At 29.2% G+C, this 13,450-nt stretch carries 12 protein-coding genes and 1 pseudogene; 2 read left to right on the top strand and 11 right to left on the bottom strand.

Going from position 1 to position 13,450, the window contains the following annotated elements:
- Positions 1-158, bottom strand: a pseudogene (locus VLM92_RS02965) (acetate kinase); the annotation flags it as partial.
- Between the two features lie 327 nt (positions 159-485).
- Between VLM92_RS02965 and VLM92_RS02960 the strand changes: the two are divergent.
- A complete protein-coding gene (locus tag VLM92_RS02960; protein WP_325274861.1) occupies positions 486-1,769 on the top strand; it encodes a nucleotidyltransferase in 1,284 nt (427 codons plus the stop codon).
- 63 nt (positions 1,770-1,832) lie between these two features.
- Here the strand turns inward: VLM92_RS02960 and VLM92_RS02955 are convergent, their stop codons facing one another.
- The 6 genes from VLM92_RS02955 to VLM92_RS02930 all read right to left on the bottom strand — a co-directional run bounded on the left by VLM92_RS02955 (position 1,833) and on the right by VLM92_RS02930 (position 8,968).
- Positions 1,833-3,224, bottom strand: coding sequence for an FAD-binding oxidoreductase (locus tag VLM92_RS02955; RefSeq protein WP_331681665.1), 1,392 nt, complete (start codon positions 3,222-3,224; stop codon positions 1,833-1,835).
- 10 nt (positions 3,225-3,234) lie between these two features.
- On the bottom strand, positions 3,235-4,446 hold the full coding sequence (locus VLM92_RS02950) for an FAD-binding protein (RefSeq protein WP_325274859.1): 1,212 nt from the start codon (positions 4,444-4,446) through the stop codon (positions 3,235-3,237).
- 13 nt (positions 4,447-4,459) lie between these two features.
- Entirely contained in the window at positions 4,460-5,248 is a 789-nt protein-coding gene (locus VLM92_RS02945) for an electron transfer flavoprotein subunit beta/FixA family protein (RefSeq protein ID WP_325274858.1), read from the bottom strand.
- Between the two features lie 16 nt (positions 5,249-5,264).
- Positions 5,265-6,539 (bottom strand): nickel-dependent lactate racemase, encoded by a 1,275-nt coding sequence (gene larA / locus VLM92_RS02940; protein WP_325274857.1) that lies wholly within the window; start codon positions 6,537-6,539, stop codon positions 5,265-5,267.
- Positions 6,540-6,566: 27 nt separating this feature from the next.
- Positions 6,567-8,126: an L-lactate permease gene (locus tag VLM92_RS02935; protein WP_325274856.1), complete on the bottom strand. Its 1,560-nt coding sequence runs from the start codon at positions 8,124-8,126 to the stop codon at positions 6,567-6,569.
- Positions 8,127-8,263: 137 nt separating this feature from the next.
- Positions 8,264-8,968, bottom strand: a complete 705-nt coding sequence (locus tag VLM92_RS02930; RefSeq protein ID WP_325274855.1) for a FadR/GntR family transcriptional regulator — start codon at positions 8,966-8,968, stop codon at positions 8,264-8,266.
- Positions 8,969-9,091: 123 nt separating this feature from the next.
- Here VLM92_RS02930 and ylbJ point away from each other — a divergent pair, with 123 nt between their 5' ends.
- The gene (ylbJ, locus tag VLM92_RS02925; RefSeq protein ID WP_325274854.1) at positions 9,092-10,297 is read left to right on the top strand and encodes a sporulation integral membrane protein YlbJ; all 1,206 of its coding nucleotides are present in this window, start codon (positions 9,092-9,094) and stop codon (positions 10,295-10,297) included.
- A 104-nt stretch (positions 10,298-10,401) separates the two neighbouring features.
- Here the strand turns inward: ylbJ and VLM92_RS02920 are convergent, their stop codons facing one another.
- The 4 genes from VLM92_RS02920 to recG form a co-directional block, all read right to left on the bottom strand.
- Positions 10,402-10,926 carry a hypothetical protein gene (locus VLM92_RS02920; protein ID WP_325274853.1) on the bottom strand — a complete coding sequence of 175 codons (525 nt, stop codon included), beginning with the start codon at positions 10,924-10,926 and terminating at the stop codon, positions 10,402-10,404.
- Between the two features lie 3 nt (positions 10,927-10,929).
- Positions 10,930-11,427: a pantetheine-phosphate adenylyltransferase gene (coaD, locus tag VLM92_RS02915; RefSeq protein ID WP_325274852.1), complete on the bottom strand. Its 498-nt coding sequence runs from the start codon at positions 11,425-11,427 to the stop codon at positions 10,930-10,932.
- Positions 11,428-11,586: 159 nt separating this feature from the next.
- The gene (gene rsmD, locus VLM92_RS02910; protein WP_325274862.1) at positions 11,587-12,156 is read right to left on the bottom strand and encodes a 16S rRNA (guanine(966)-N(2))-methyltransferase RsmD; all 570 of its coding nucleotides are present in this window, start codon (positions 12,154-12,156) and stop codon (positions 11,587-11,589) included.
- A gap of 19 nt (positions 12,157-12,175) precedes the next feature.
- The coding region (gene recG, locus VLM92_RS02905) for an ATP-dependent DNA helicase RecG (RefSeq protein ID WP_325274851.1) at positions 12,176-13,450 on the bottom strand (1,275 nt) is incomplete at its 5' end.

Below are 13,450 nucleotides of genomic sequence, written 5' to 3'. Positions count from 1 at the left end.
ACTAATTTACCTTCAACACCATCTTTTTCTTGCTTAAGTATAGAACCTTCTATACCTATTCTTTCAACTAATCCTATACATAAAACTTCTTCATTTGACATATCTATTAATTGATATTTTAATGAAGAACTACCACAGTTTAATACTAATATTTTCATTAGTATACCTCCTTAAAATTTTATGAATAATATGTAACAAGCCAATTAGGCTTAATATTTACAAAGTATCTTATATTGTATACAGTAAACATATTTCGACATAAATTAATATACCACTTTTTTTTATAAAAGTACAGTATTTAATATATTTATTTGAATATATTATTTAATAAATTTATTTACTAAAAAACAATATATTTTACTTACCATAGATTATTTTTATCTATTTGTTATAATATTATAATATAATTACTAAAATTTATTTGTTAGATTTCTACATATTTTTAAGAAATCCTCTATTTTTGAATAAACCAAAGGAGAATTTTTATGAACATACTAGGATTAATAGTTGAATACAATCCTTTTCATAATGGCCACTTGTACCATTTAACTAAATCTTTAGAAGTAACTAATGCTACTCATAGTGTAGCTATAATGAGCGGTAACTTTTTACAAAGAGGCGAACCCGCTTTATTTGATAAATATACACGTGCTGAAATAGCCGTAAAAAATGGTGTCGATTTAGTTATAGAATTGCCAACCATGTTTGCATGTCAAAGTGCAGAACTTTTTGCTCATGGCGCTATAGCTACGCTTAACTCATTAAACTGTATAAATTCTATTTGTTTTGGTAGTGAAGAAGGTAATGTTGATATTCTTTATACAATTTCAAAGATATTAGTTGATGAACCTGATGAATTTAAAGTTTTTTTTAGAAAGTACTTAGATGAGGGTATGCTTTATCCTACTGCTCGTAGTCTAGCTCTATTTGATTATATCTATAAATTTAATTTACTAGATATTTCAAAGGAAAAACTTTTATCAATATTAAATTCGTCTAATAATATTTTAGGCCTAGAGTATATCAAATGTCTACTAAAATTAAAAAGTAATATAAAACCTTTTACAATTTCTAGAGTGTGCGCTTCGTATAACTCTGAAAATATAGATAGTAATATATGTTCTGCAACAGCTATAAGAAGATCTTTAAAAGATTATAATAATTTATCTCTTATACATAATGTTGTTCCTAATGCTACATATAATATCTTAGATTCTAAATTAAGTGATAATTTTTCACCTATGTTTGATCACCAGTATTTCGATTTAATTAATTCGATAGTACTTAGAGATATAAATATTTTAAATACATACTTTGATGTTAACGAAGGAATAGAAAACAAAATATATCAAAATATATTTACCTCTAATTCCCTTAACGATTTACAATTATCCATAAAGTCAAAAAGGTATACTTTGACTAAAATCAAACGTACCCTTAATAATATTTTACTCGGTATAACTAAAGATGATATGAATAATGTCAAAAATATAAACCATATGCCTTATATAAGGGTTTTGGCTTTTAATGACAAAGGTCGTCAAATCTTAAAAGCTATAAAAACTAATTCTGACATAAACATTATTAATAAATTTTCAAATATTTCATTTAGCATGGATGATAATAAATTTAAAACATTAATTGATTATGATATAAAAGCTAGTAATATATACAATATGATTTACTATAAAAATAATAAACACTTATTAAAAGGACCTATGGATTATTATACAACTCCTATTTATATTAAAAGTAATACAAATACATAAAGTAAATAACTAGGATAAGCAGAGTAAATTTTCTTAACTATACTCTGCTTAATTATTATAAACTTAATAAATTTTTCCTGGATTTAATATGTTTTTAGGATCAAAAGCAGTTTTTATATTTTTTATTAATCCCATATACGACTCACTTTGAGATTCATGTAAATATCCTTTTTTCGCATATCCTATACCATGTTCTCCGGAAACCTGACCTCTAAGCTGTCTTGATTTTCTATACATATGATCAAAGCTTTCTTTTAATTTTACTTCCCATGTTTTACCATCCATATTATCTCTTAATGTATAAACATGTAGATTTCCATCTCCTGCATGGCCAAAGCTTTTTATTCTTACATTTAATTCTTTTTGAAGGTCATGAGTGTATCTTATAAACTCTGCAACCTTATCTCTAGGTACAACAACATCACATTCATCCATTTCTGTTGTAGATGCTTTTATAGCTTCTAAGAACGCTCCTCTAGCAGACCATATTGACTCATTTCTTTCTTGTGTATCTGATATAAATACATCATATGCTCCATTTTCCAAACAAAGGTGAGCAACATTTTCATATTCTTTTTCAATATCTTCTTTAGTATTTCCATCAAAAGTAAGTAATAAATATGCATCTGATGTATTATCTGGGAATTTCTTTCCTAAAAATTCTTCTGCTGCAAGTATTACATCTCTTTCCATAAATTCTATAGCTGTTGGTATTGATTTTGATTTTATTATTTTGGGTACAGTATCTATAGCCATAGATAAATCAGGGAAAGGTATTAATAAACTTATTGCTTTTTTAGGAAGAGGTAATAATTTTAATGTTGCTTTAGTAACTATTCCTAATGTTCCTTCTGAACCTACTATTAAATCTTTTATACTATATCCTGAACTATTTTTAACTACCTTACCACCTATATTTATTATTTCTCCATTTGGAAGAACAACTTCAAGTCCTCTTATATAATCTCTTGTTACACCATATTTAACGGCTCTCATCCCACCTGCATTAGTATTTATATTTCCTGCTATTGTAGCACTTTTTTCACCTGGATCTGGTGGATAAAACAAATCCCTTTCTTGAACATATTGACCAATTGTCATAAGTAGTACTCCTGGCTCTACTGTTAATGTTAAATTTTCTTCATCAAGCTCTAATATTTGATTCATTTTACTTAAATTTATCATTATACCACCATGGATAGCTACTGCTGCTCCTACCAATCCCGTACCTTGACCCCTTGGTGTTACTGGTATATTATTTTCATGAGCATACTTCATTATTTTAGATACTTGCTCCGTTTCGTATACACTTACAAGTACTTCTGGGTATTTTTCTACTCCACCTAATTCATCATGCGAAAAATCCTCACTTATATCTTCACCTACAACTACATTATCTTCACCACAAACACTTATTAAGAAATCTACATCATTTTTTTCAATTAATTTATACATATCCATCCCCCTACTCCTCTACAGTTAATGCAAATTCTAATTGCTTTTTCTCTATTTTTTCTATTAATTTAGGAACTATATCGTATATATCTCCTATTAACGCTAAATGTGAAACGTCAAATATCGGTGCTTTTTCATCTTTGTTTATAGATACTATGTAGTCTGAGCCTTGCATACCTGCTACAAATTGAACAGCTCCAGATACACCACAATTTATTACAAGTTTTGGTTTTACAGTTCTTCCACTAAGTCCTATTTGTTTTCTTGGGTCTATCCATCCAGACTCTATTAATGGTCTTGTTCCTGCTACTTGTGCACCCAATACATCCGCTAATTTATAAATCATATCCATATCTTCTTGTTTTTTGACTGCTCTACTTGCAACTACTATTACTTCAGCATCTTCTAATCCAACTTCCTTAGTTTTCGGTTTCGTACTTAAAACTTTTATTTTAGAATATAATTCTTCTTTCTTTATACTACATAAAGTAACTTTTCCAGTTGCATTTTCAACTTCTTCTGGTGCTGAGAATATTTTATATCTAACTGTAGCAAATTGAGGTCTATTATTTGGTGTATATATATGAGCCATTATATTTCCGCCAAATGCCGGTCTTATTTGATCTAAATCTGTATTTTCTTGTATATCTAGTATTGTACAATCTGCTGTAAGACCTGTTTTAAATCTTGCTGCAAGTCTAGGTGCAAGAGATCTTCCTAACGTAGTTCCACCAACTAACATTATTGTAGGTTTTACATTTTCTATAAAGTTTTCCACTGCCTTCGTATATGGTTCTATTCTAAAATTTTCAAATTCTATATCATCATATACAAATACTTCGTCTACTCCATAAGATAATAACTTATCACATTTATCTTTTATGTCTTTCCCTACAAATACACAGTAAACCGGATGATCTATTTTAGATGCCATTTCACGAGCTTTACCTATAAGTTCGTAAGTTATAGGATGTATATCACCTTCATGATGATCAACATATACAGTTATTCCCTTCCACTCATCTTTATTTATTTCTTTTCTAGCCTCTTCTATAAATTCAAATACGCCTTCCGGACCCTTTTTCACACATAACTTACACATTTTACATCCTGAATTTATTTCTAATTTATTGTTGATTACTTCTATTGCACCAAATGGACATATATCTATAGCTTCATTGAAATCTTTTACTCTTTCTTGATTTATAACTATTTTAGCCATTTTTTATTCCCCCTTACACTAACTTTAATTCTTTTAATTTGTTTACCACTATATCTGTTACTTCTTTTGCATTTCCTCTTAAAACTTCTTTATCATTATTAGAAGTAGGAGGGAATATTCTTAAAACTTGCGTTGGAGAACCATTCAATCCATAATTATTTTCATCTTGATCTTCAAAATCTTTCAAACTATACATTGGTATTTGTTTATCTTTAGTTTGTAATTTCAACTTAAATGAAGGAAGTCTTGGTTGAAAAATTCCTTTTTCAACTGTTATTAAGCATGGGTACTCAACTTCACAAACTTCTAATGTATTTGGCATATCAACTTCTACTACTATACTTTCACCTTTAACTTCTATTATTTTAGTTACATTCGTAACATGAGGTATATTTAAAAATTCAGCTATTTCTGGACCAACTTGAGCTGTATCACCATCAGTTGTTTGTTTTCCACAGATTATTAAATCAGTATTTCCCATTTTTTTAATTCCTTGGGACAATGTGTATGATGTAGCAAGTACGTCAGCACCAGCAAACTTTCTATCACTTACTATCGCACCTTCATCTACTCCCATCATAAAACTCTCTTCTATTATTTGCTTCGCTTGTGGAGGCCCCATAGTTATAACTTTTAAATTTGCCTCTTTTTCTTTCTTTATTCTTAAAGCTGTCTCTAATGCATATAAATCATATGGATTCATTTTAGAATCTATACCATCTCTTTTTAATACTCCTGTTTTTTCATCAACTTCTACTTCACTAGTTCCTGGAACTTGCTTAATACACGTTAAAATTTCCATGAATTTTCCCCCTTATCTATTTAACTATTACAGATACTCCATCAGGAATAACTACAATTTTTGAATCCTTACCTTTTATATTTAATGCCATTTGCAAAGCTTCATCAAAATTTGATGCATGTTTCATATGCATGTTTCTTATCATATCTGGGTCACATTGATCTGTAACCATTATTACTGTATATTTTTCTAGTATTCTAGCTAATATTTGAAATTCCCATTGATCTGGTACTGTTTCACCTCTACTAATATTTCTTACTCTTTCTAATACTTGTGTTGGAGAATTTGCATTAGCTATATTATCATAAAAAGATTGACCACCATGACCATCATTACATGCAGCAATCATTATTATTATTCCATCTTCATTACAAGTAGCTTCTGCTGCAGTCATACCTTTTACTGCTTGGTATACATTCTGATCTAATGGATACCCTCCATTAGTACTTACAACTATATCTACTTTGTGCGAATCTATCTTAGATAAATCTGTTACAAATTCACACCCTCTAGTATGTGCTTTTTCTACATCTCCAGCAAAAGAAGCTATAACTTTCTTATCTTGATCTATTACTACATTAACTATAAATGCTAGGTTAGCAGTTTTAGCTGCATATACCATATCTTCATGTATTGGATTGTTTTTTAAAGTTCCTGTCCTTGCATTCTTACTATCTATAAAATCACTACAGTGGTTATACATTATAGTTTTTGCTGATGCTATACCTGGAAGTATACTTTTCCTGCCTCCTGAAAAACCTGCAAAGAAGTGAGGTTCTATAAAACCTTCTGCTATTAGAAGGTCTGCTTCATACGCAAGTTTATTTAAATAAAAGTCTCCCCCTGATGGTAATACCCCAGCTTTAACCATTTGAGAATCATCTGTAGATATATGCATCACTATTTCTTCGTTACTTACTATTTCTTCACCCATTTTATAAACTAATTCTTCTCTTGTGCTAGGCCTATGAAATCCAGTTGCAACTAAAATTTTTATATTTATATTTGGGTTTGCTTCTCTTAATCTTCTTAAAATTATAGGCATTGTAACTTTACTAGGTACTGGTCTAGTATGATCACTTGTTATTATTACTACACTTTTCTTATTTTTTGCTAATTCTTCTAATCTAGATGAACCTATCGGATTATTCATAGATTCTTCTACTAATTCTTCTTGTGTTTTATTTACTATATAATCATGAGACTTTGATTGTAGTACTTTTGAAAAGTTTTTATCTGGAATGTCTAAAACCATTCCACTCTTTGAATAAGGTACAGTTAAAATAGGCATGATTTCCTCCCTAATATATTCATTTAATTAAAACGTAATAAATCTTCCAAAGTAAACTAGTATTCCTAGTATAATTACATATCCTAAACAAAACTTAACTGTTGAGCTAAATATCTTTCCTTCTTTTCCAATAAGGCCTGTCGCTGAAGTAGCTATTGCAATGCTCTGCGGTGAAATCATTTTCCCAGCTGTCGCACCCGCTGTGTTGGCTGCTGCTATCCAATAAGGATCTATTCCTAAAGATTTAGCTGCTTCTACTTGTAGCCCTCCAAATAAAATATTTGACGATGTATCACTACCTGTTACAAAAGTTCCTATTGCTCCTAGTAATGGTGATATTATTGGATATAATTCTCCTGTTATTGCACACAATCCAAAAGATATAGAACTTGTCATTCCACTATGAGACATAAGTTTTGATATTGCTACTATAGACATTATTGTTATAAATGATTTTGTTAATTGTTTTACTGTTCTTATAAATACATTTACCATTGTTGAAACTTTTAGTTTTTGAATTAAGCCAGCTATAAATGTAGCTATGATGATTACCATACCAGGTGTGTTTATCCATGTAAACGATGTAGGTGAAGTGCTTTCTCCACTATAAATTTGAATTTTACTGCTAAAGTTTGCTAAAAAATGATTTATTGATGGGACTAAAGGGCTAGCAACTAATATTAAAATACATAAAAGTATATATGGAAGCCATGCTAATAACCCTTCTTTTGCTGTAACTTTGTGTATTGCTAAAACATTTCCTTCTTGAGATTCTTTACTATCTAATCTGACAATATCTTCTTTACTTTTCATAACTTTTGCCATTACTATAGTAGCTAACATACTACATAAACTTCCTATAAGTGCAGGTAATTCTGCTCCTAAGTATTTAGCTATGAATACTTGAGGTATAGCAAAGGCTACTCCTGATACTAAAGTTATCCAAAATACTCCTTTTATTGCTTTAAAACTTTTCTTTGTAAGTATAACTAAGGCAAAAGGTATTATTATTATGAATGGCGCTAACTGAAGTGCTGTCAAATAACTTAAATGCATTACATCTAATCCTGTAACTGTAGCTAATGTAGTAACTGGTATACCTATTGCTCCAAATGCTGTAGGCACAGTATTTGCTATAAGGCATATTATAGCCGCAAATACCGGATTAAATCCAATTGAAGCAAGTATACTAGCTGGAATAGCAACCGCAGTTCCATAACCTGCTACAGCTTCTAAAAACCCTCCAAATCCCCATGCTAGTATAAGTACTTGGATTCTGTCATCAGTAGTTATACTAGATAACATTTTTTTCATTGTGTCCATACTCTTTGTTTCAACCGCTAAATTGTAAGTAAATAAAGCTGCAATTATAACTAAAAGTATTGGCCATAAAGCAATTGCAATTCCTTCTATAGACGATGTGACTGCATCTATAAGTGGCATCTTCCAGAATATAAGAGCTATTATGAACGTCAATATCGCAGTGAATAGACATGTTTTGTGTGCGGGTAATTTCATAATACCTAAAGATACTATTAGCCATATAATTGGTATTGTGGCTATTAAGAATAAGATATATTTATTCATCAAGTTTCCCCCTTTTAAATTTTTTATGATGGTCACTTGAATGATGGTCAGTGGTATTACCACTTATATTTTATATAGTATTAGGTATTAATATATATATCAACCATTGTTTGAAAATTAACAATTTTCTAACAATTTTACTTTGTATAACTTTTTCTTATAATATCCATATGCTCTTTCATTTTTTCATAAGCTCGTTCTGGATTTTTTTCTTTTATAGCTTCATATATCGCATTATGCTTTTCAAATAAAGCTTCTTCACTCCAATGTGTACTTATTATTTTTTCTCTCGCATCTTCTATAAACCCTTCAAATAATTTTGATGCCGTTATAAAAAGGCTTTCAATCAAATAATTTTTACTAATAGCCGCTAATTTATTGTGAAATTTTTGATCTAATAAAACTATAGCTTTATTATTATAAGTACTACCTGCTTCTTTTTTCATTTCATTTATTATACTCTTTAATTCCATACATTCTTTTTCTGTGGCTCTTGTAGCTGCAATTTTGACAGTTTGTAATTCTAAAACTTCTCTTAATTCTAATACGTTTTGCCAAGTACCATCATTTAATTTAAATATCATAGATAAAGGCTCTATTAGTGATTTTTCTATATTAGTACATATAAAATTACCTTCACCTTGTTTACTTTCAATTACTCCCATAGTCTCTAATACTCTAATAGCTTCTCTTATGGATGTTCTGCTAACTTTCATTTGTTCTGATAGTTCTCTTTCTGATGGTAACTTATCTCCTTTTTTAAGTTCTCCATTTAGTATTCTCTCTTGTATTTGCTCAATAATCTGCTCATAAACTTTTTTACTTGAAATACTATTAAACATTTGATTCCCCCCCTAATAAAACTTGTTGTCTATATATATTATATATCTTAATTTATTTTATTCATATCTATTTTATTAAGTTAATATAATTATCTTATACTATATATTTTGTTAGGTGATAATATGAAAAAAAGTAAATTGGTAATTTTTTTTATGCCTGTGTTCATTGTTCTATTTTTAATTTTAGGGATAATAATATTTCCTAATGAATCTATAGCATCTGCAAAAGAAGGTTTAAATATTTGGACTAACGTTTTAATTCCCTCTCTTTTGCCCTTTATAATCGGTGCTAACTTAATTGTAGATTTAAAAATAGTAGATTTAATAGGTTTTATAATAAATCCTGTTACAAGATTTATTTTCAATGTTTCAGGTAAAGGCGCTTTAGTTTTTGTAATATCAACAATTTCTGGTTACCCTGTTGGTGCTAAACTTGCTTCAGAGCTTAGAAGTAATGATCAAATATCTAAATCTGAAGCTCAAAGACTGGTATCCTTTTGTTCTACATCTGGTCCACTTTTTATAATTGGAGCAGTAGCAACCGGTATGTTTCAAAACTCATCCTTAGGTTATTTAATGATTACTTGCCATTATTTAGCTTCTATATCTGTTGGGTTATTTTTTAGAAACCACGGTAAAGAACTCATTCCAAGATCATCCCACTCACTAAGGGAAGATATTCAAAATGTAATAAACGCTAGATATTCTAATAATGAAGGTTTTTTTGTTTTATTTGGAAATGCTATTTTTAATGCTGTAAATACCTTACTTATGATAGGCGGTTTTGTAATTGTTTTTTCAGTTATTTTTAAAATTTTATCTTTATTCAAAATTATTTTTTTACTATCATACATATTATATATTCCTTTATCTTTATTTGGCGTTACAAAGGAACTTTGCTATGCCTTCATCAGTGGTTTATTTGAAATAACTATAGGTTGTAATAAAATTGCTGCTGTTATATCTACACCTGAAGTTCTAAGAGCTACTTTAGCTAGTTTCTTAATAGGCTTTAGTGGTTTATCTATATTAGCTCAGTGTTGCAACTTTTTAGCTAAAACAGATATAAATGTTGGTTTGTACATATTCAGCAAATTTTTACATGGTACTTTAGCAGGACTATTTACATTTTTATTATATCCACTATTTAAATCAACTATCTTAGTATCTAATTTTTCTAGCGCATATAATGTACTTTATAACAACTCAATTTGGAACTATTACATAGAAAACTACAAATTAATACTTCCTATATTAATAATAATTTACATATTAGTATCATTAATATTTCTAGAAAAAACAAGTTATAAAATAAAAAATCCTTCTTAAAATATTATATCTATTGATTTTTTTGAATCACATATACGAAAGTTGTATAAACCTGATAACTCATAAATCCTTAGTAATAAAAAAGAAAGCTAATGCTTTCTTTTTTATCTTTCTGGATTTAATTCTGCTCTATCTCTTGAAACTTCTTCTAATACACTTTTCAAATTATACTCAACACTTGAAAGTATATTATCTGCATACTCTATAGAACCTAATCTAATTTCATTTGCTACCCTTTCAGCTCTATCAATTATATCCTTTGCTTGCTGTTCTGCTTTTACTACTGGTTCACTTGCTTCTACATATGCTTTAATAACATCTTCAGAGTTTTTCTTTAACTCCTCTATATTATCATTATATTCTTCTCTTACTCTCTCAGCTTCTTTATTAGCTTGATCTACCAACTTTGCAGCCTCTTGTTTAGCATCATTTATTATTTTATGTCTTTCTTTATTGATCCAAGTAGCTTGTTTAACTTCCTCTGGTATCAATACTTTTATCTCACCTATAATTCCTAAAACTTCATTTTTGTCTATACCAGATTTTTGAGAAAAAGGTATTGAAGAAGCATTATTTATTATACTTTCTAATTCTTCAAATAACTCAATCATTTCTAAGTCTACATACATCTTTTACTTCCCCCTATTAGCTTTTCTTTTTAATTCTTCCAAAACAACCTTTGGTACTAGATTTTTTATATCTGCATCAAACTTTAATACTTCTTTAATTAAAGATGAGCTTATAAACGAGTACTTAGTAGCTGTTGGCAATATAATTGTTTCTATATTTGGATTTAATTCTTTGTTCATATGAGCCATCTGTAACTCATATTCAACATCAGCCCCACTTCTTACCCCTCTTACTAGAGTATCTATTCCATGTTCTTCACAATAATTTACTAAAAGCCCATCAAAACTCACTACCTTTGTATTATTCAAATGACTAGTACATTTCTTTATAAGCTCTACTCTTTCTTCAAAATTGAACATGCCCTTTTTATTCGGATTATAAAGTACCCCTATTTGTAATTCATCAAATATTTTTGACGATCTACAAATTATATCTAAATGTCCATTTGTTATTGGATCAAAACTACCTGCAAATATAGCCTTTCTTACTTTTTTTTCCATTTCGTCTTATGGCCTCCACTTTATATAATTCGCTTCGCTCATAACGTCAACGACTTCGTCCGTTACCTAAAATTCATTCATTCGCTCATTACTCAGAATTCACTTCTATTATACCACCAATGGCGCTGTCTGTTTCTGTAGCATCTATGAATTTCAAAACTATAATTTGTAAAATGTTAAAGTTGTGTTCCCATATTTTTTAGCTTTGGACTTTTCTAATCGCCCTATATTCTCAGGAAATTCATCTTTGCTATCATGTTCTATGACTATTATTCCATCTTCGTCTAATAAATCTGCATTATCTATTTTTTCTAAAGCGTCTATAAACATATTTTTATAATATGGTGGATCCATAAATATAACATCAAATTTACTTTTTTGGATTTTCAGTTTATTTATAGCATCTTTAAAGTCTAAGTTTAAAACTACGCTTTCATTTTCAACTCTTGCTTTTTTTATATTTGATTTTACTATTGCTATGCTTTCTTTGCTTATATCTACAAAAATACATTTTTTTGCTCCTCTAGATAAACACTCTATACCTAAAGATCCTGTCCCCGCAAATAAATCTAGGATATCACTTTCCATTATGTATGGATTTATAATATTAAATAAAGATTCTTTAACTCTATCAGTAGTAGGTCTTACATCTTCATTTTTAGGAGTATTTAACTTTAATCCTCTTACTTTTCCTGATATTACTCTCAACGTGTCTTCACCTCTTTGTATATTTTAACATAATTTCAAATTAATTTAACGAAATTTCTTTTACTGAGTACTCAAATTTATCTATAATTTCTTTTTTCAGCATTTTATTTTCAAAATTTTGTAATTTGTGATCTTCTGATACTATATATCTAGCTTCCTGCTGTGCTAATTTTAATATTTTTATATGTTTAAATATATTAGCTACTTTTAATTCTGGTAAACCATGTTGTCTTGTTCCAAAAAATTCTCCCGGTCCTCTTATTTCTAAGTCTTTTTCTGATATTTTAAATCCATCATTAGTTTCCTCCATTATAGACATTCTTTGTCTACAAACCTCTGACTTAGACGCATAGATTAATATACAGTACGATTTATGACTTCCTCTTCCAACTCTTCCCCTTAACTGATGAAGTTGTGCCAGTCCAAATCTTTCTGCATTTTCTATTATCATAAGAGTTGCATTAGGAACATTCACACCTACTTCTATAACGGTTGTAGATACTAATATGTCAATTTCTTTATTTTTAAAACTTTTCATTATAGCATCTTTTTCACTAGCTTTCATTTTTCCATGCAAAAGTCCTACTCTAAGATCACTAAAATATTCTAGCTTTAATTCTTCTACTAATTCTACTGCTGCTTTTGCTTCTATTGCTTCACTTTCCTCTACTAGGGGACACACTATATAAACTTGTCTACCCTTTTCAACTTCCTTTCTTACTAAAGAATTATAGGCTCTATCTCTTTTATCTTTATCAACTGAAATAGTTTCTATTGGTTGTCTTCCTGGTGGAAGTTCATCTATTATAGAGATATCTAAATCTCCATATAGTATTAATGCTAAAGTCCTTGGTATAGGTGTTGCTGTCATTACTAGTATATCTGGGTTCTCTCCTTTATCAGATAACTTACTCCTTTGTCTAACTCCAAATCTATGTTGTTCATCTGTTATTACTAATCCTAAATTATTAAATTCAACTTTGTCTTCAATCAAAGCATGAGTACCTATTAATATATCTATTTCTTTATTTTTAACTCTTTCTAATATCTTTTCTTTTTGTTTTTTAGTAAGACTACCTACTAATAGTCCAACATTTATACTAAAAGGTTGTAGAGTCTCTGTAAGCGATATATAATGTTGTTCTGCAAGTATTTCAGTTGGAGCCATTAGCGCACCCTGATAACCATTTAAAACACAATCTGCAAGTGCTAAAAGAGCTACAACAGTTTTACCAGACCCAACGTCTCCCTGTACTAAACGATTCATAGCTTTTTCAGATTCCATATCCTTAATAATTTCATTTAATGCTCTATC

The organism is Romboutsia sp. (genome assembly GCF_035470145.1).
Taxonomy (GTDB): Bacteria; Bacillota; Clostridia; order Peptostreptococcales; family Peptostreptococcaceae; genus Romboutsia_D.
Note: the sequence above shows the minus strand (reverse complement) of the source record. Positions and strands in the feature narration are given on the sequence as shown.